This is a genomic window from Aestuariivirga sp. (assembly GCF_044239095.1).
Lineage (GTDB): Bacteria > Pseudomonadota > Alphaproteobacteria > Rhizobiales > Aestuariivirgaceae > Aestuariivirga.
The window spans coordinates 1-18445 of sequence record NZ_JBIICB010000058.1 but is presented as its reverse complement, the minus strand read 5'-3'; the positions used below and the strand labels follow the sequence as shown (position 1 = coordinate 18445).

The following is an 18445-nucleotide window of genomic DNA, read 5'->3' as shown; positions in this document are numbered from 1 at the left end:
CACCATGAAGCCGGTGGAACTGGTCGAACGCGCCATTACCAATTCCTCCAAGAGCCGGGACATCGTGCTCGACCTGTTCGGCGGATCAGGAACAACTCTCATCGCCGCCGAACGCACCGGTCGGTCGGCACGGCTGATGGAACTCGATCCCAAGTACGTCGATGTGATCGTCCAGCGCTGGCAGGATTACACTGGCAACAAGGCGGTGCTGTATGGCGAGGATCGGACATTCGATGACCTCAAGATTGCAAGGAAGACCAAGTCGAAAGATGCCGCCTGATGCAGCCACGCTGGCTATCATTCGTGGAGGCAGTCACCAACATTGTGATCGGCTATGCCCTCGCCGTTCTGACGCAGATGATCGTGTTCCCACTCTTCGGGTTGCACGCATCGCTTCGCGAGAACCTAATGATTGGCGGATTGTTTACCTGCATATCACTCGCCAGAAGCTACGTCCTGCGCCGACTGTTCAATGCGCGCGGCGTTCGGTGATCTGGCCCGTCAGCTGCTTACGGAAGCGCCGGTCCCGCTTCAGGTACCATTCCCGGCTCATGGCGGCGGCCCGGGTTTCAAGCTTTTCAACATAGAGAAGTTCCCATGACAGACCTCTCGTCGATCTGGCGCCAGTGCCGGAATTGTGTTGCGCAAGCCGCCGCTCGGGATCGAGCGTCCAGCCAACATAGGTCCGGTTTCCACGCCGGGTCCTGGCGCCGATGACATAGACGAAACCGGTCATTGGGGTGGCGTCCTGCCTCCCTTGCGGTGGCTCATCAGCGGACCACGCCGCCGGGCGGCCATTTCCTCGATCAGCCTGCGGATGCGACGCTCATCTATGTCTGCTGGATCGTAGGGCTTGCCATACCATTCGATCATCCTCTTGTGCTCGGGGTGGCGCGGTTTCCCGACCGCCTCGAGAAACTCCTCGAAGCCGGAAACGCCGCCAACGTCCTCCGGCGGGCACCGGCCTTCACCGCTGATGAAGAAGGGATAGTCCCGGTCCGGCAATCCGTCACCGCACTCTTCGATCAGGATGTCGTGAAGCCAGTAGTCGCCGAAGTCATACTCATAGACGAAACGTTCGATGCCCCGGCTCACGAGCGTCTTGAGTCGAATTGACTTTGCATGATGCACCTTCGGGCCACCCTGGTAATGGTCGGGATAGGGAACGCCGTAGTCATCCGCGCCATCGTGAATGCCGAGGCCGCCGTCGGGCGAGAGAAGCAGGCCCTCATGCTGGCCACCGAAACCGCCCTCACCGTCGCGGAGGCCGAGAAGATCCTTGGCGCGTCGCCGAAGGAGACAAGGCTAGAGGCCCTCGCCCAGCGGGCCAGCGCCGGACCTGAGTTCGGAGCCCCCGGCGGGGCGGAAAAGCCCGATGCCGGAGCCCTCATCCAGGAAGGCTGGAAGCGGGCCATCACCAACGCCAACCGCCAGTTTGCCCGGGCCTGAAAGGAGCACCAGATATGACCGTTCTCATGGAAACCCGCCATCCGGGGGAGTTCATCCTCTCGGAGGCCAACGGCCAGCGCTCGCGCGAGGCCATCACCATCGCCTCCGGCGCCGGCATTATCGCCGCCGGCACGGTGCTGGGCAAGATCACTGCCAGTGGCAAGTATTTTGCCAGCGCCGTGGGCGCCAGCGACGGCAGCCAGGTGCCCGCCGCCATCGCCATCTACGGCGCCGATGCCTCTGCCGCTGATGTTTCGGTCTCGGCCATCGTCCGCGATGCCGAGGTGAACGGCAACTGCCTCGCCAACCGCGCGGGGGAAGCCTCGCAGTTCTTCGCCCGCACCGAGGAATTCCACCGCCTCAACATCGTGAAGACCGGGCGTCTTCTGGACACCGACAACTCGGTGCTGTTCGACTACTATACCGAGTTCGGCGAGACCCCCGCCGCCGAGATCGACTTCGACCTCGACAACGCCAGCCCGGCGGAGGGCGTTCTGCGCAAGAAATGCGCCGGGATCATCCGCCAGATGGCCTCGATCCTCGACGGCATTCCCTTCACCAATGTCATGGCGATCTGCGGCGATACATTCTTCGACGACCTGATCGCCCACAAGGAGGTGCGTGACACCTACAAGGGCTATGCCGACGCCGCGAGTCTGAGGGGCGCCTATGTCAGCGCCGGGGTCAACGGCTTCCACGGCTCTTTCGACTTCGGCGGCATCACCTGGGCCAACTACAAGGGCGGCGGCACAATCGGGATTGACACCAACAAGTGTCACCTGTTCCCGACAGGTGTTCCCGGCCTGTTCCGCACGGTCTACGGACCCGCCGACTACATCGAGACGGTCAACACGCCCGGCCAGCGCCTTTACGCCAAGCAGTGGGAGATGATGAACGGCAAGGGCGTGAACCTGGAGTTCCAGATGAACGCGCTCCACTACTGCACCCGCCCGCGCGTGCTGATCCCGGGCAAGCGGACCTGACAAGGTGCGGGGTGATAGATGACCTCGGCCTTTGACGCCCTGGATGCCCTGGCATCCGACGCGGCCCTGGAGGGGTTCGGCGAAGAGGCGGTTCTGATCCCGCGCCGTGGCAGCCAGTATGCCGAGGCGGCAGCCGATGCCGACCGCATGGCGGTGAAGGTCAGAGGCATTTTCTCCGCTCTTGCCGCAACGTCCGATCTCCGGGGCCAGAGCCGGGGCGGGGAGTTCAGAGGCACCACGCGCTTGGTGTCAGAGCAGAGCGCTTTCTGGATTGCCGCAGCGCAGGTTGCGGAACTGGGGTTCCGGCCTGCGAAGGGCGATCTGCTCAGACTGCCGGCGCGGTGCGGCAGCCCATCCTACGCCATCGCGGCCATTCATCCGACCAGCATGGGCGATCTCAACCTTCTTCTCGTCCGGGAGGATGTTGCGGAGTGATTACATGGCGGCTCCCGGGAAATCCTGGGGGGCGTTGCGGGGGCAGGGGGGCATGTTCCCGTCTGGAACATGCCCCTTTGATGTTTCGGTCAGGAAAACCGTTCCGGTCTGGAACGGTTTTCGGCATTGAAGGAGTTCCGGCATGAGCCTCGCCCGACCGATGAAAATTACATCTTCGCCTTTGGCGCGACCCGGACAGACAACGTAACGTTCACATCGATGCCATCGGGCTTCACGGAGGTCAGAAAGCTCTCCGGCAGTTCAATCGTGTCGGTTGTCCTGGCTGTCGGCACGACGCCGCAGGCGGTTGCCGGGAGTATCGATCCGGGGCCTTTCGGACCCTCGGGCTCCAATTGTTCGGCAATGACATTCAGCCTGAGAACAGGAATTCAGCCCGGCCTGGTGAGGTTTTCCGGCGCGTTTGCGACGGGCTATTCAAACATTCCCGCTGGCGGGGAAGCTGTCGCGTCATCGACAAGTGTGGCTGTCACCATGGAAGGCGGCTCACCACTCGGCATCAGCATTGCCGGCGGCAACCAGTCCCAGTATCGCATCAATGGCGGCGCATGGACCTCGGCAGCGGGCACCATCGAAAATGGCGATATCCTTGAGGTCCGCCAGACATCGGTTGCCAACCCGGCGCCGGGCACCAGCATCACGAATACCGCGACAGTGTCCATCGGCTCGTTCTCGATCCAATACGCTCTGATTTCGAGGCGGGAACTGATCGTGACCGGGGCTTCGGAAAATCTCACCATCCCAACCGGTGTCAGCACGATGTCTGTCACCGGCACGGGCGGGGGCGGTGGCGGCGGCGGTGCCTACACTGCGGCCAGTTCCTATCGTGGTGGCGGCGGCGGTGGCGGCGGGGCCATGTCGATCACGCCATCATTGTCCGTCACTGCGGGGCAGGTGCTTCAGATCACCGCTGGCAGTGGCGGTACTGGCGGTCTTCAAGGCATCAGCAATGGGACGGCCGGAGGCGACAGCTCCATCGTGCGGAGTGGCACGACGCTTTGGCTGGCCAAGGGTGGATCGCCCGGGAACAATGCCACGTCATCCTCCAACGGATCAGGCGGTGCCGGAGGCTCCGGCTCATCGGGTATTGGAACGACACGGTATTCCGGCGGGAATGGGGGCAGCGGCGCGGGCAGCACTACAAACAACGTCCATTTCTACGGTGGTGGCGGCGGGGGAGCCGGCGGGTACACCGCCAATGGTGGCGCAGGCGCGAATGGCATCGCGTCGCTCACTCGCGCAAACTCGTCCGCAGCCACGGGTGGTGCATCGTCCGGTGGTGGCAGCAATAGCGGAGGCGGTGGCACCGGGGTGTCCGGCGCCGGCACGAGCGGCGCGGCGTCTACCTCTTCAACCGGTGGCCGGGAAGGGTCTCCTGATGCTTATGCCACGGATGGGTCCACGTCCGGTCCGGGCGGCGTGTCCGGCGGCGGCGGCAGCAGTGCAGTCTCCACCAATGGCGCCTCCGCAGGCGGCGCAGGCGTTGTCAGGATAACATGGTGACAGAATGAACTATGTGAAAGTCGAGAACGATCGTGTCGTGTCCTATCCCTATACAACCCTGCACATGGATCATCCGAATGTTTCCTTCCCGCTTCCGCTGACGGACGAAGTTCTCGCCGCGTTCAATGTCTTCTCCGTGCAGCCGACACCGCAACCCATGAACCGGTGGTATCAGGTCGTTGAGGAGATCAATCCCAGGAAGACAGGGAGAGCGTGGGTACAGCAGTGGCAGGTCATCCATATCGGAACCAATGAACAGAATGCGCTCATTGCCAAAGAATGGGAGCGGCTTCGCCTGATCCGCAATGAGAAGCTGTCGGCGACGGACTGGACGCAGCTGCCGGACAGCCCCGTCGACAAGTCTGTCTGGGCCTCGTACCGGCAGGCGCTGCGTGACCTTCCGAAGATGACCGCCAATCCCTTCGAAGCCGTTTGGCCCGAAGAGCCCGAATAGGCCGGGCGTGGCAGGGCTGGTGGTCAGTTCCTCGCGGGCTCGGACCGGCAAGTCAGTAGAGGGCGTGTTAGGAGCTCGTGAGCGCTCAACCAGCATTGCCTGATACGGTTTCTCCGAAAAAGAGAAAGGCCGGCTCATGAAGAGCCGGCCATCAAGGTGGTCCAGATTTCGGGGGAGGAGCTCGAGGTCATAAGACCCCGGCTACCGCTTCCGCATGGAACTGGACAGACCCACGGAAGGAGAGCTCGAAATCTCGAGTTCCGATTTGAAAGATAACAGATCCAAGAGCCGCCAATAGTCAGGGACAAGGCATTGCTGTCATGCCTGAATTACATCAGTCGCTTTCGACCAGAGCATAAAGGTGCTCTCCTTGCCGTTCTTGCCGAGGCTCACTTCAACGGTGTGTAGTTCTCCGGCTCGTAGATCAGGGCATTGGACGCGACGACATTCTTTGCATCCACCGTCTCGGCATCGAAGATCGTATCCTGCGGGCCGGCCACGCTGAAAACCTTGCCGTCCCGCCGGATCACCTCGCGCCCGAAGGGAGGCGCCTCATTCGGATTTTGGGCGGCGTCAAACTTTTCTGCCGGAAAGTAGTAGACGCTCATCAGGATCGACCGCGATCCCTCTGCTGGATGGTAGTAGACCACCGACGCGGCATCCGCCCCCCACTTCTTCACCTCTTCAGCCCAGGCTCCGGAGATGGGTTCAACAGTGAGCTTTTCAGCGATTTCTGATGGGAGCTGGAGTTCAAACGGAACAGGTGCCAGCGAAATGTTTGTTGTGCCGGCAAAGGTTGCTGTGCCCGTCACGAGCATCGCTACCGCCGCAACCAAAGACCTGATCATATCTTCTCTCCCAAAAAAGCCGCACATGCCGTCAAAGCCGCAGGACACCCGCTCCTGGTTCGAGTGAGGGCACAGTGGCTCATGGACAATATGCCGCAAGACCGACCGAATGTTCAACTGCAAGACATTCACCGAAACAAATCCCACTTCCATACTCTGTATCTGGCAGAATCAGGTGAATCTGCTACGGCGTCTGAAGCTGCCCGTCGTTTCATTCTTGCCCTTAAGAGTTATCAAAATTGCTGGCCATAAGCGCACTGGGGGCAAGCATGCCACGCCTTGGATGGGAATCGACGGGGAGTTGATCATACCTGACTGGCGCAGCCTCGATCAGGCCCAGTGGGCTTCGGACGGGTTCGCCGCCTTTCCCACCGCCGCGCTCGATCCGCCCCACAGTGCGGCGCCTCCGGCGGTCTCCGCGCTTTTTGGGTCCGGGTCCCCTCATGGATCATTACCACAACTGTGCCGGATGTTGTTTCCGGAGAAGGGCAAGTTCTTTCCGCCGGGATCATCACGAAGCGGACCGCGCGAGCCACCCACACGGGTTGCTGGGCTACCGGCCCCAGCCCCGAAGGTTTTCGTTCCGCAGTCCGCGCGTGCGGCTACGCTACCCCGACCGGCTTCGCAGCCCGCGCTGGCGCCCGAGCCAATCATGCACTAACATTCAACCCTGACCACTCGTTGGGGGCTGATCACCATTGCTAGGAGGACTTCATCATCACTAGGTCTGGATTTGAGTTGCGGTATAGACAGCAGTCATTTTTGAATTAGCCTACCTCAGAATTTTCAAGAAACAGGCAAGACCGTAATGCGCCTTCTCTTCGTTCACGCCCACCCAGTGCCTGAGAGCTTCAGCACCGCCCTGTGCCAAGCGGCGATAGAGAGTGCACGCACGAGGGGCCATGATGTTCGCGTCACCGACCTCTACGCTGAGGGCTTCAACCCGGTCATGAGCGCGGAAGAACGCCGTGCCTATACTGGAGATGAGTTGCCGCCGGCCGATCTGCTGCCCCATATTGAGGCACTTCAGTGGGCTGAAGGGCTGATCCTGGTCTATCCGACCTGGTGGTATGCTCAGCCAGCCATGCTCAAAGGCTGGTTCGACCGGGTGTGGCGGCCAGGTGTTACCTTTATCCTGCGCACGCCCACTGAACCGATGCGCCCGGCACTCACAAATATCCGCCTCATCGGTGTCATCACTACTTTCGGCTCGCCATGGTGGTTCTGGACGTTCCTGATGGGGGCACCTGGCCGAAAGATCATTCTGCGGGGCTTGCGGTTTTGCACGGCCAAGCGCACCCAGACATTCTGGATGGGTCTGCATGAAATGGACAGCCAGACAGACAAGACCCGCCGCGAATACCTTGCCCGCGTCAAGGCCCGAATTGCCCGGATTCCAGTCTAACGCCTACAGAGGCGCATGCAGTAATTCTCGGATTCATACCTGACTTGCATCCGACTTGGTAGTCGGGGCAGAATGTCCTTTATGCATTTCTTAGAGGTACAGCGCATCTCTTCCCGCTGCAGCAGGCGGCAATCGGATCCAATATCTCTTGTCGTATCCCAGCAAGGCTCCCAGCGGTGAAATACCTTCCGCCCCTGAATTGTATCCGGTCATTCGAGGCATCGGCTCGGCATCTGAGCTTCACCCGCGCCGCCGAGGAACTGCGCATGACCCAGGCCGCGGTCTCCGGCCATGTCAGAATGCTGGAGCAGTTCATCGGCCGGCCGCTATTCTACCGCGCGCCACGAACCCTGAGCCTGACCGAGGTCGGGACCGCTTATCTGCCGGCCGTACAGCGCGCGCTGTCACAGATCGACCTCGCGACCGGGCAGGTTCAAACCGTCCGTCACCGCAAGCAAGTAGCGATTGCCTGCCCGGCCAGTCTCGCCACCAACTGGCTGCCCCAGCGCTTGCGCGCTTTCCGCGGTCAGTTCCCAGAGGTCGAGGTTACCGTGCATGCCACCATTTGGACAGAGACCACCGAACAGGTTGTGGACCTCCGGATTGCACCACGCCATGTAAGCCAGCCACTCATCGGCCAAAGCCTGGGCGAGGAACGCCTCGCCATGGTCTGCTCTCCCGATTTCCTGAGCGGGGCCGATGCCATGACATCGCCTGCGGATGTGCATCGCAAGGGGCTTATCCATATTCTCAACCGGCAGGAGCTCTGGCAGACCTTTGCCCGCCATCATGGAATTCCTGACCTGCCGCTCGTACAGGGGCTGAAGAGCGACAGCTCCAATGTAGCTCTTGAAATGGCAGCGGCCGGGCTGGGCTGCGCCGTCACACTCGCCTCACTGGCTGAGATCCAGCTGAAACGAGGCCTGCTCGTTGAACCTTTCCCGGCCGAAATTCCAAGCGGCTGGGGCTATGACCTGCGTCCTGGTGAACTGCCGCCAAACTGGGCAAGCGAACGACTGAGCGCCCTTCTGGTGAAATCGGTTTGAACTGAGACGGAGTGTCAGCGGGTCAAGTCAGGCGACGCCCGGCCTCCCTCTGCACAAAAGAAAATCATGCGCCAGGCCATTGTTTTCCTTTTGCCAAGTTGGCCGTGGATTGTCTTAACCTAGCTCTCGCCAGTCTGGCAGCAGTCCTGTCGCGAGGAGGTCCCATGGCAGTCAAACACTCACTCGCGCTCGCGAAAAGAGCCAGGAAGAGCCCTAAGAACCGCACTCCCTCCAAAGCATTTCTTACCGTTGCGGAACCGCTCTGCATCAAACCGTTTCGAGGCCCTTCTCGATGACGCGAGCCCACGAATTGATTGCCGCTCTTGGCTCAATTCCCCACGAGACGAATCCCAAGCTCGTTGCCCAGCGCAGCCGCGATTTCTATTGGTATTCGCCAGTCCTGAAGCGGCAGCTTGAAGGCGTGACCGGGGATATCATCGTCTCGCCACGCAGCGAGGCGGAGGTGGCCGAGGTTCTGTCGGCCTGCTTCCGGCTGGACATTCCGGTAACGCCACGCGGCGGCGGCACCGGAAACTACGGTCAGGCCATGCCGCTCTCGGGCGGCGCGATTCTCGACCTGCGCAGCTTGAACCGTGTGACAAGTATCGGACCGGGCCATGTTACAGCCGAGGCGGGCGCCATCATCCATGACATCGACCACGCCGCCCGCAGCCAATCGGGTCAGGAACTGCGCATGCATCCGTCAACGGCCCGCAACGCAACCATCGGCGGCTTTATCGCCGGGGGTTCCGGCGGCGTCGGCTCCATCCGCTGGGGCACCTTGCGCGATCTCGGCAATGTCATCAGCGCGCGAGTCGTCACCATGGAAGCGCACCCCCGCGTTCTGACATTGACTGGCTATGATCTTCACAAGGTCGTTCACGCCTACGGCACCAATGGCATAATCACCAGCCTCGACATGCCGTTGACCGCCGCGTACGAGTGGGTCGACCTGCTTATGACCCACAATGACTGGCTGCGGCTCAACCAGTTTTCTGACCTGCTCGCCTGCCAGGACGGCATACTGCTGAAGCAACTCTGCACCATTGAAGCGCCGACACCACATCGTTACTTCATCAGGCATCAAAAGTACCTCGACCCCCGTGGCCATGTGATCGTGGCCATGGTGGCGCCACATGCGCTCTCATCTCTGGAAGCGCTCTGCCGGCAGGAGCGCGTGACGATCGCGTTCCGTTCCGATATTCTGCCGGAGAATGAGAAACGCGCGCTGCCGCCTGCCTATGAGTTGACATGGAACCATACCACGCTCCGCGCCATCCGAATGGATCCGTCGGTAACCTATCTGCAGACACTCTATCCCAATCCAGGTCATGTCGGGAAAATCGCCGAAATGTCGGCACTGTTCGGGGAAGAAGTTCCCGGGCACGCCGAATACATGCGTTTCGAAGGCCGTATCAGCTGCGACGGCATGCCCCTCGTACGCTTCACGACCGAAGAGCGGCTTGAGGAAATCATCCGCATTCATGAAGAGCATGGCTGCCCGATTTTCAACCCCCACCGCTATACGCTTGAAGAGGGCGGCATGAAGCAGACCGACGAGGTTCAACTTGCTTTTAAACGCCTGGTTGATCCCAAGGGCTTGCTCAACCCCGGGAAAATGATCGCCTGGGATGATCCGGACTATGATTTCAACAAGGCTGGATATTATCTCTTCCCAGGCATCAAGAAGGAAGGTACTTTTGCCGATGAGATACCTTCGCTCGACTGACGGCGCAGCGCCACTGGCCCGCTATTCGCCGGGCGTTGAGATCGCCGCCGGAGACCGCCTGATTATCTGCTCTGGCCAGCTCGGCGTTTCCGCCGAAGGCAGTGTTCCCGGAACGGTGCGTGAGCAGACACTGCTGTGCCTCGAAAACGCTGAAGCGATTCTGAAGTCCGCCGGTCTCGACCGCAGTCATGTCGTGAAGCTCACGGCCTACGTCACCGATCGGGCCTGCCTTCCGGACTACATGGAGGCCCGTGACGCATTCTTCCAAGGCCGGCAGAACCCGCCCGCTTCAACGCTGCTCATCGTGTCTGGCTTTTCCCGGCCCGAATTCCGGGTCGAGGTGGAAGTTGTTGCGGCCGCAGGGAGCATGAAGGCTGACCCATGAGACGCCGGTTGTTCTGGGAGGAAATGACCACTGCCGACTTCTCCACCGGCGATGCCAGTCAGTGGATTGCCGTCCTGCCTGTAGCCGCTATCGAACAGCACGGCCCGCATCTGCCGCTCTCGACCGATACCGCGATTGCCCGTGGCCTGATCAGGCGCGTCGCCGAAATGCTGCCCTTGGACCTTCCCGCCGTGTTTCTACCCATACAGACGGCCGGCAAATCCAACGAGCACATCGATGCCAGGGGTACGCTGACGCTCTCCTGGGAGACCGCAACCAGGAGCTGGCTAGAGCTTGGCGAATGTGTCTTCCGCGCTGGCATCCGTAAGCTGGTGATCGTTACCTCCCATGGCGGCAACGTTCCGATCACCGATATTGTGGCTCGTGAGCTGCGTGTGACCCACGGCATGCTGGCTGTCACCACGAGCTGGTCGCGGCTTGGCGTCCCCGATGGCGTGCTGAGCGACGCCGAAAGATCCTATGGGATCCATGCGGGCGATGAAGAGACCTCCATGATGCTCGCGCTTCATCCAGAACTGGTGCGTATGGAACACGCCCGCAATTTCACCTCGGCCCAGCAATCCTATGAAACGGAGTTCAAGAAACTTCGTGCCCACGGTCCAGTGCAATTCGGCTGGAAGATTGGCGATCTGAACCCCGAAGGTGCGGTTGGAAACGCCATGGCCGCAACGCCTGAAAAGGGCTGGGCGATCATCAATCACCGTGCCGAAGGCTTTATAGCCGTGCTCCGCGACGCCCATGAGTTCAATCTGGGCTGTTTGCGGGACCGCGCATCTCCCTCATGATCGGCGTCGCGACATGACAGATCAGGTGATCACCCCGGACAGCTTCGACGCACGAGAACGGCGGCAAGGTCTGCTGCTCATCAGCCCAACGGCAATCTATGTTCTGCTTCTCATGGCTGGTCCACTTCTAGCGATTTCCGCTTATTCGGTGCTCTCCGCGCCGCCGGGAGACGCTGGCGCCGTTCTGACGCTCAAGAACTATGGGGATGTACTGACCGACCCCATCTACCGCGCGATCCTGCTGCGCACCATGATCGTGTCGATTGCCGTGACCCTGGTTACCGTTGCCATAGCCTACCCCGTGGCCTATTTCGTGAGCTTCCATGTGAATGCGAGCCGGAAGCCCCTTTGGCTGTTCCTGATCACCATACCCTTCTGGACAAGCTACATCATCCGGGTGTTCCTGTGGAAAGTGATACTCGGCTATGGCGGGGTGGTCTCATCGGCGCTCGAAATGCTCGGAATCACGGCGGAGCCGATGTCGTTCATGGTCAACGCGACGATGGCGATGATCGTGACGCTCGCCCATGCCTATGCGCCGTTCGCCATCCTTCCGATTTTCGTGGCCCTGGAGAAGATTGACAGATCACTTCTGGAGGCCGGGCGGGACCTGGGCGAAACCGCGGCTGGCACCTTCCTCCGGGTGACCCTGCCCCTGTCGATGCCAGGCGTCATCGCGGCGGCGCTGATCGTCTTTATTCCAACCTTTGGCGACTATGTGACACCGGACCTGATCGCCAGCGGCAAGTTTCCCATGATCGCAAATATGATCGAAGTTCAAATGCTCAAGCTCAACAACAAGGGGCTCGGATCCGCTGTTGCCATCGTGGCGATGGCAGCGATCGGCTTGGCGAGCCTTGCGTTCCTTTTGATGAACCGCCGGTTCCTGAAAGGCAAGCCATGAGCAAGCCGGTGGGGCTGCGCACCTATTCGGTGCTCTATCTGGTTTTCCTGTATGCGCCGATCATGTTGCTGCCGCTGTTTGCCTTCAACAAATCCAGCGTCATCGCCTTTCCGCTCTCGGGCTTCACAACAGAGTGGTTCGCGGCGATGTGGGAGGACGGCGAGCTTTTCCGGGCCTTGCGGAACTCGCTCGTTGTTTCGGGGTCAACCGCGGTCATTTCAACCGTGTTCGGGCTTTTCGCGGCGCGGGCCATCACGCGCTATCGTTTCCCGCTCAAGCCCGGACTGGCGGGCATGATCATGCTGCCAATGATCTTGCCGAACATCATCATCGCCATGTCGATCCTCGTTGTGCTGCTGACGATTGGCGTCTACCTGTCGCTATGGACCATCGTCCTCGGGCATGTGCTGATCTGCATTCCTTTCGCGACAGCGATCTTGTTGACCGCGTTCAGATCGCTGGACAAATCACTGGAGGAAGCCGCCTGTGATCTTGGTGAAACGCCGGCCTCGGCGTTCCGTTTGATTACCTTGCCGCTGATAATGCCGGGTATCATATCCTCGATCCTGATGTGCTTCACGATTTCCCTCGATGAATTCGTCATCGCCTATTTTCTGGGCGGTACGAATACACCGCTCGCCGCCTACATTTACGGCCAGTTCCGGTTTCCGGCGAAAGTGCCCGCCATGCTGGCGCTTGGCACGATCCTCGTGGTGTCGTCGATCATCTTGATTGGAGCGGCGGAATATCTCCGGCGGCGGGGCCTCGCGAGGGCTGGCGGCGGGTAAACCGTCGGTTTTGGGCAAATGGCAGAAGATACTAAATGATTGAGCTGCAAGACGTACACAAACACTATGGCAACTATCACGCCCTGCGCGGCATTACCGTAACGATAGAGGCCGGGGAATTCTTTTCACTCCTGGGTCCATCGGGTTGCGGCAAGACCACCTTGTTGCGCACGATCGCGGGATTTGAGCCGATCTCGTCAGGTGCGGTTCTGATCGACGGCAAGAACATGGGCGGTGTGCCGCCAAACCTGAGACCGGCGAATATGGTTTTTCAGAGCTATGCAATTTTTCCCCATCTGTCGGTCGCTCAGAATGTTGGCTTCGGCCTGAGGCGGGATCCGCGGTCTCCGGCTGAAAAGTCCAAGGCTGTCGCCGAAGCACTGGAAATGGTTGGCCTGAGGGATTTCAATGCGCGCGACACGCAAGCTTTATCAGGTGGCCAGCGGCAGCGCGTTGCTCTGGCGAGGGCACTGGTTCTGAAGCCGAAAGTATTGCTCCTGGACGAACCCCTCTCGGCGCTGGACAAGAAGATGCGCGAACAGATGCAAATGGAGCTTATCAAGCTTCAGCAGCAGGTGGGCATCACCTTTGTTCTCGTCACGCATGACCAGGAAGAAGCCCTCGTGATGTCGGACAGGATTGCGGTCATGTTCGATGGCGAAGTCGCGCAGCTGGCTGATCCGGAGACGCTGTTCCGCCGGCCAAATGCCAGGCGCGTGGCGGAGTTCGTCGGCACCATGAACTTTCTGGATGCCCATGTGATTTCAGAAGCTGGAGGCAGGGTTGAACTCGACACCCAGGGTCTAGGCCGTGTGATGCTGGAAACAAGTCAGGTATCCGGCGGGCCATCACAAGGCGGGGCGGCCGTCGGATTTCGGCCGGAGTCCCTCACAATTCTGTTCGAAGGCCAGGTTGCGCCAGACCGTGAGAGCGCCGCCACTGTGACCGATGTCGTCTACCATGGGGGCTTGACCTACTATGATGTGAGACTGGATGGCGCCAGCAAGTCGGTGCGACTGTCGATGCGAAATGTGTTCGGCCGGCCGGTACTCAGCACCGGTGTTCGGACCCGGATCGCCTGGAGCCCAGGCTCCTTGAGGCTGTTCCGCTAGAATAACTGGATCCTGCCAAAAGAAAAACGGAGGCGTGAGCCTCGAATTTCTCGCGGGATGCCTGGTGTGGAATATTTAACATGAGCTGAGTTTCGCCCGTTGGCGGCGAGAAAGGATAGACTTCTCTTTGGACCGTCGCTCGTGATGACCCACGAAGCGTTGCGTTGAAGTGAGCTGAGGCCGTCTCGCGGCTTGAGACCGCGATCGCTTTGGTTTGCGAACCCCACAAACTAAGAACAGGAGTGACCTGAGATGAAAAATGTAAGGCGATTGCTGTTAGGTTCGTTTCTCTTGGCCTTTCTGGTTCCGGCCCATGCGGATGATTCCGGACTTATCGTGACGGATTGGCCTGGCTTTGACATTGAGGGGCTTTACGCGGCCTATAAGGAGAAATGGGGGGATCGGCCCACCTACTCTTTCGTTACGTCGGATGACGATACTTTCCAGAAAGCGACCTCCGGCTTTGGCGCGGATGTATCGCACCCCTGTGCGATGATGGTACCAAAATACCGTGAGGCCGGCCTGATCGAGCCGTGGGATGTCTCCAAGATTCCCGAGTTCAAGAACATCATGCCGGAGTTTCTGAATTCCAGCGCCATTCAGGACGAGAAGGGTGTCTGGATCATCCCCGCGGATTGGGGCGCCACGGCCATCGCCTACAATACGGAAAAAGTTCCCGCCGAGGATGTGGCCTCGCTGCAGGTATTCACCAATCCCAAATATGCCGGCCGCATCACGCTGCCAAATGCCGCCGACGATGTCTGGGCACTTGCCTATCTGGCGACCGGCGTCACCGATTGGACGAAGGTAACCGAGGAACAGTTCAATGCCGCCAAGGATTGGTTGCGCAAGGTGCATCCTGGCGTTCGCGCCTATACCAGTTCAGGCAGTGAACTGGTGCAGCTGATGAAATCCGGCGAGGTACTTGTTTCCTGGTCATGGCCCGACGGCGTAGCTCTTCTCCGTAAGGAGAATTTCCCGGTAGGTTATCAGCGTACGCCAAAAGAAGGCGTTACCACCTGGTTCTGCGGGTTGATCAATCTGAAGAACGGCAAGGGCAGCGAAGAGAAGGCCTATGACTATGTCAATTCCTGGATCAGGCAGGAGTCTGCGGCCGCGCTGGTCAACATTGTCGGTTACGGCCACGCCAATGCCGAAGGCATGAAGCTGATCGATCCGAAGATCCTCGAGAATGCTGGACTTGGTCCCATTGATGGACCGACACTTCCGCAACTGCCATTCGATGTTGCCCTGCGGGACCGTCAAGTTGCTGAGTTCGAGAAGATCAAGGCTGGCTTCTGATCTGGCTTTTCGAGCCTTGAAGTGGAACGCTTGTACGGGAGTGGTTGATGCCGGCTGAAGCGCCACTGGCCATTCCGGCGGACAGCCGTTTCATTCTGGCTGCGGCGCGGGTGCCGGCGGAACTGGTTCTCGAGCCACCCGCCGGCGCTTTCCGTGATGCCGAGGGCGCGCTGTTGCTGGACGTGCTGATCGACCACGGCAAGGTCGCAGGTCTGTTTGCAGGTGGCGCCGGACCGAAGGATGGCTTCCGCGTCAAGATGGATGGCCGCCAGTTGTGGCCTGCTCTTATTGACATGCATACCCATCTGGACTGTGGCCAGGCCATTCCGCGCGTTCGGCCTGACGGCACCATCCACGGCGGCTTCTCCCAGACCGCAGCGGATTGGCCACACTGGACAGACGAAGACATGGCCCTGCGCATGGAATTCGGTATCAGCTGTGCCCATGTCCATGGCGTTGCCGCCATACGGACTCATGTTGATAGTGAAACCCTGGCCCTGTCACGCCAAGGCTACCGGGCTTTTGAGCAGCTCCGCCAGAAATGGGCCAGGCGGGTCGAGCTTCAGGCCGTGACCATCGCCGCCATGGAAGCGTGGATCGGCGAAGAGGCCTGCGAACTTGCCGACCTGACGGCCAGCAAGGGCGGAATCCTCGGCGGGGTTACCGATACGCTGGAGCGCGGCGAGAACGGAACCTACGATACGCTTGACCACGCCCTCGACCGCCTGTTTGCCCTCGCGAAGGAACGGGGCCTGGATGTCGACCTGCATGTTGATCAGACCGACGACCTTTCCGCGTTCACAATTCCGCAGATCGCCGCCGCGCGCTTGCGCAGCGATTTCCAGGGACGGGTAGTGCTGGGCCACTGCGTGAACCTCTCGCTGCAGCCGCCTGAAGTGATCGAGACAACCCTCGCGCTGGCGAAACAGGCGGAGCTTGCTTTCGTCTCAATGCCCACGCCGATGATGTACCTGATGGACCGCAAGCCCGGTTATACTCCGCGCTGGCGGGGCGTTACCGCCGCCAACGAGATCCGTGCCGCCGGACTCCCCCTCGCTGTCGGTGGTGACAATTGCCGGGATGCGTGGTTTCCCTACGGCGACCATGACATGCTGGATACGCTGAAACAGGCGATCCGGGTGTTTCAGGCCGATGAGCCGCTCACCGGTAGCCTCGCCATGGCGTCACGTGTGCCGGCAGACCTGATCGGGCGCCCCGATCTTGGAAGGATCGGCACTGGGCTTCCGGCTAATCTGATCATTTTTTCCGCCCGCAGCCTGAATGCACTCCTGTGCCGCGACCAGCAGGACCGGATTGTGCTCAGCCATGGACGGCAGGTCACCGACCCACTGCCGCTGCACCATGAACTCGAACGGGCACTTCTCCAAGTGCGGGCTGACTGATCTGAGCTCACGATCCATTGAACTCTGACAAAGACGATCTGACGAGACGATCCGTGAAGTCGTTGTCGCCCTGGCGCGGAGAAGCAGCTGGCTGGCGAGAGCGTCGATCTTGTTGGGGTGGGGAGGCATTTCCGTTGAGAAATACGAGCGAGAATTGGGTTTTTCAAGCAGCTCGATATGCCCGAGCCTTTCGAGTGACTGATGATCAGGGGGGTCGGGTTGACGGCCCTGCTGCGTCTACACGCCGGCGCCGGGCGATGTTGCGGCTGACGATTTCCTAATACAGGACAGTCCATGCGCAACGACTTGGCGCAAGCGTCTTGGCACGAATCGTCTCTACAATGAAATGTTGATAATGCGGGTGGAGGCTGAGGTCATTTCGGGCACAGAAGTTCATATGGCGGGAAAGTGAAAGGATACCACAGGTCGAGGGGTCTGCAATATCGCCGCCGACCATCGCATTAACCTTGACCGAGGATCCGTGTCGTCGTTACCGGCCAAGGATGGCAAGGAATTTCCTCTGACAGTTTTTGGAAGGTTCTCTTGCTCGACAACAGAGATCTCACTCTCGGGCTCGCGGTTATAACGGGCCGGGCCCGCAGCGCGGCAAAGGCCCTTTCGATCGTTGCCCAGGACATGACCCGTCCCCGCCTGCCCGGCGAAGATCCGAAGACTCGACAGGTTCACAGGAGCCATAGATGCGATTTTGACGGCTGATAGGGATAGACCTCTGGGAACGATGTGTCATTGAAACCGGCCTCAGAACAGCCCTGCGATCTGCCCCTTCTCGTCCAGCCCGATGACTTCCGCCGAGGGCATCTTGGGCAGGCCCGGCATGGTCATGATGTCTCCGCAGATGACCACGATGAACTCGGCACCCGCCGAGAGCCTCACCTCGCGGATCGGCACCACGTGGTTGACGGGCGCACCCTTGAGGTTCGGGTCGGTGGAGAAGGAATACTGCGTCTTGGCCATGCAGATCGGGAACTTGCCGTAGCCCGCGGCCTCCCAGGCCTTGAGCTGGTCGCGGACCGACTTGTCGGCCACCGCGTCATCGGCGCGGTAGATTTCCCGCGCGATGGTGCGGACCTTCTCGAACAGCGGCACGCTCTCGTCATAGATCGGCTTGAACTGGGCCGCGCCCTTGTCGGCGAGTGCTGCCACATGGTGCGCGAGCGCCTCCGTGCCCTTGCCGCCCTCGGCCCAGTGGGTGCAGCGGAAGGCTTCCACGCCATGGGTGCGGCAATAGTCGATGACGGCCTGCACCTCGGCGTCCGTATCCGAGATGAAGTGGTTGATGGCGACCGCGATCGGCACGCCGAACTTCTTCACGTTCTCGATGTGGCGGCCGAGGTTGGCGAGGCCCTTCTTGAGGACCTCGACGTTTTCGACCTTCAGGTCTTCCTTCGCTGCACCGCCATGCATCTTCAGCGCACGGACGGTCGCCACGATGACGGTCGCGGCGGGCGAGAGGCCGGCCTTGCGGCACTTGATGTCGAAGAACTTCTCGGCACCCAGATCAGCGCCGAAGCCTGCTTCGGTGACGACATAATCCGCGAGCTTCAGGGCCGACTGCGTGGCCATGACGGAGTTGCAGCCATGCGCGATGTTGGCGAAGGGGCCGCCATGGACGAAGGCCGGATTGTTCTCCAGCGTCTGGACGAGGTTGGGCTGGAGCGCGTCCTTGAGCAGCACCACCATGGCGCCCGGCGCCTTGAGGTCCTTGGCCAGCACCGGCGACTTGTCCTTGGGAACGGCGGTGGAAAATTAGACCACGGTAGCGGCGGGATTGGCCCGCTGCGGGCGGAGTAAAAGCCGCCCACTATCTATGCCCTTTCTGTGTGAACAGGGAGGGCTCGGAGATCTACACCGTGG

General features: G+C 60.4%; 19 protein-coding genes and 1 pseudogene. 16 read left to right on the top strand and 4 right to left on the bottom strand.

The annotated features are described in order from the left end of the window. Positions 1 to 280, top strand: a 280-nt coding sequence (locus ACILRA_RS07705; protein ID WP_395661518.1) for a DNA methyltransferase, incomplete at its 5' end; no start/stop codon positions are given. Positions 281 to 469: 189 nt separating this feature from the next. Here the strand turns inward: ACILRA_RS07705 and ACILRA_RS07700 are convergent. Next, positions 470 to 736: a GIY-YIG nuclease family protein gene (locus tag ACILRA_RS07700; protein WP_395661517.1), complete on the bottom strand. Its 267-nt coding sequence runs from the start codon at positions 734 to 736 to the stop codon at positions 470 to 472. Next, positions 733 to 1131 carry a plasmid pRiA4b ORF-3 family protein gene (locus ACILRA_RS07695; RefSeq protein ID WP_395661516.1) on the bottom strand — a complete coding sequence of 133 codons (399 nt, stop codon included), beginning with the start codon at positions 1129 to 1131 and terminating at the stop codon, positions 733 to 735. Before ACILRA_RS07695 ends, ACILRA_RS07700 begins: the two co-directional genes overlap by 4 nt. An 18-nt stretch (positions 1132 to 1149) precedes the next feature. Here ACILRA_RS07695 and ACILRA_RS07690 point away from each other — a divergent pair, with 18 nt between their 5' ends. The 5 genes from ACILRA_RS07690 (at position 1150) to ACILRA_RS07670 (ending at position 4842) form a co-directional block, all read left to right on the top strand. Then, positions 1150 to 1449, top strand: coding sequence for a hypothetical protein (locus ACILRA_RS07690; RefSeq protein WP_395661515.1), 300 nt, complete (start codon positions 1150 to 1152; stop codon positions 1447 to 1449). A 14-nt stretch (positions 1450 to 1463) separates the two neighbouring features. Next, entirely contained in the window at positions 1464 to 2432 is a 969-nt protein-coding gene (locus ACILRA_RS07685; protein WP_395661514.1) for a major capsid protein, read from the top strand. A gap of 18 nt (positions 2433 to 2450) precedes the next feature. After that, entirely contained in the window at positions 2451 to 2867 is a 417-nt protein-coding gene (locus ACILRA_RS07680; RefSeq protein WP_395661513.1) for a hypothetical protein, read from the top strand. Between the two features lie 267 nt (positions 2868 to 3134). Further along, entirely contained in the window at positions 3135 to 4388 is a 1254-nt protein-coding gene (locus tag ACILRA_RS07675; protein ID WP_395661512.1) for a glycine-rich domain-containing protein, read from the top strand. A gap of 4 nt (positions 4389 to 4392) precedes the next feature. Next, on the top strand, positions 4393 to 4842 hold the full coding sequence (locus tag ACILRA_RS07670) for a tail fiber assembly protein (RefSeq protein WP_395661511.1): 450 nt from the start codon (positions 4393 to 4395) through the stop codon (positions 4840 to 4842). Positions 4843 to 5231: 389 nt separating this feature from the next. Here ACILRA_RS07670 and ACILRA_RS07665 read toward each other — a convergent pair whose 3' ends face one another. After that, positions 5232 to 5822: a hypothetical protein gene (locus ACILRA_RS07665; protein ID WP_395661510.1), complete on the bottom strand. Its 591-nt coding sequence runs from the start codon at positions 5820 to 5822 to the stop codon at positions 5232 to 5234. Positions 5823 to 6498: 676 nt separating this feature from the next. Between ACILRA_RS07665 and ACILRA_RS07660 the strand changes: the two genes are divergently transcribed. From ACILRA_RS07660 to ACILRA_RS07615, 10 genes are all read left to right on the top strand, one after another. Next, on the top strand, positions 6499 to 7095 hold the full coding sequence (locus tag ACILRA_RS07660) for an NAD(P)H-dependent oxidoreductase (protein WP_395661509.1): 597 nt from the start codon (positions 6499 to 6501) through the stop codon (positions 7093 to 7095). Between the two features lie 176 nt (positions 7096 to 7271). Further along, the gene (locus tag ACILRA_RS07655) at positions 7272 to 8141 is read left to right on the top strand and encodes a LysR substrate-binding domain-containing protein (protein WP_395661508.1); all 870 of its coding nucleotides are present in this window, start codon (positions 7272 to 7274) and stop codon (positions 8139 to 8141) included. Positions 8142 to 8433: 292 nt separating this feature from the next. Continuing rightward, complete coding sequence (locus ACILRA_RS07650; RefSeq protein ID WP_395661507.1) at positions 8434 to 9870, top strand: FAD-binding oxidoreductase; 1437 nt, start codon at positions 8434 to 8436, stop codon at positions 9868 to 9870. Continuing rightward, positions 9848 to 10255 carry a RidA family protein gene (locus ACILRA_RS07645; protein WP_395661506.1) on the top strand — a complete coding sequence of 136 codons (408 nt, stop codon included), beginning with the start codon at positions 9848 to 9850 and terminating at the stop codon, positions 10253 to 10255. Before ACILRA_RS07650 ends, ACILRA_RS07645 begins: the two co-directional genes overlap by 23 nt. 23 nt (positions 10256 to 10278) lie before the next feature. Then, positions 10279 to 11061, top strand: a complete 783-nt coding sequence (locus tag ACILRA_RS07640; RefSeq protein WP_395661505.1) for a creatininase family protein — start codon at positions 10279 to 10281, stop codon at positions 11059 to 11061. 13 nt (positions 11062 to 11074) lie between these two features. Further along, positions 11075 to 11965: an ABC transporter permease gene (locus ACILRA_RS07635; protein ID WP_395661504.1), complete on the top strand. Its 891-nt coding sequence runs from the start codon at positions 11075 to 11077 to the stop codon at positions 11963 to 11965. Then, a complete protein-coding gene (locus ACILRA_RS07630; RefSeq protein ID WP_395661503.1) occupies positions 11962 to 12753 on the top strand; it encodes an ABC transporter permease in 792 nt (263 codons plus the stop codon). The genes ACILRA_RS07635 and ACILRA_RS07630 overlap by 4 nt, the downstream gene beginning before the upstream one ends. A 35-nt stretch (positions 12754 to 12788) precedes the next feature. Beyond that, on the top strand, positions 12789 to 13865 hold the full coding sequence (locus ACILRA_RS07625; RefSeq protein WP_395661502.1) for an ABC transporter ATP-binding protein: 1077 nt from the start codon (positions 12789 to 12791) through the stop codon (positions 13863 to 13865). 252 nt (positions 13866 to 14117) lie between these two features. Next, the gene (locus tag ACILRA_RS07620) at positions 14118 to 15167 is read left to right on the top strand and encodes a PotD/PotF family extracellular solute-binding protein (protein ID WP_395661501.1); all 1050 of its coding nucleotides are present in this window, start codon (positions 14118 to 14120) and stop codon (positions 15165 to 15167) included. Between the two features lie 47 nt (positions 15168 to 15214). Further along, entirely contained in the window at positions 15215 to 16570 is a 1356-nt protein-coding gene (locus tag ACILRA_RS07615) for a cytosine deaminase (RefSeq protein WP_395661500.1), read from the top strand. A 759-nt stretch (positions 16571 to 17329) separates the two neighbouring features. Here the strand turns inward: ACILRA_RS07615 and ACILRA_RS07610 are convergent. Beyond that, positions 17330 to 18319: pseudogene (locus ACILRA_RS07610) on the bottom strand (formate--tetrahydrofolate ligase); the annotation flags it as partial. Positions 18320 to 18445: the final 126 nt, after the last annotated feature.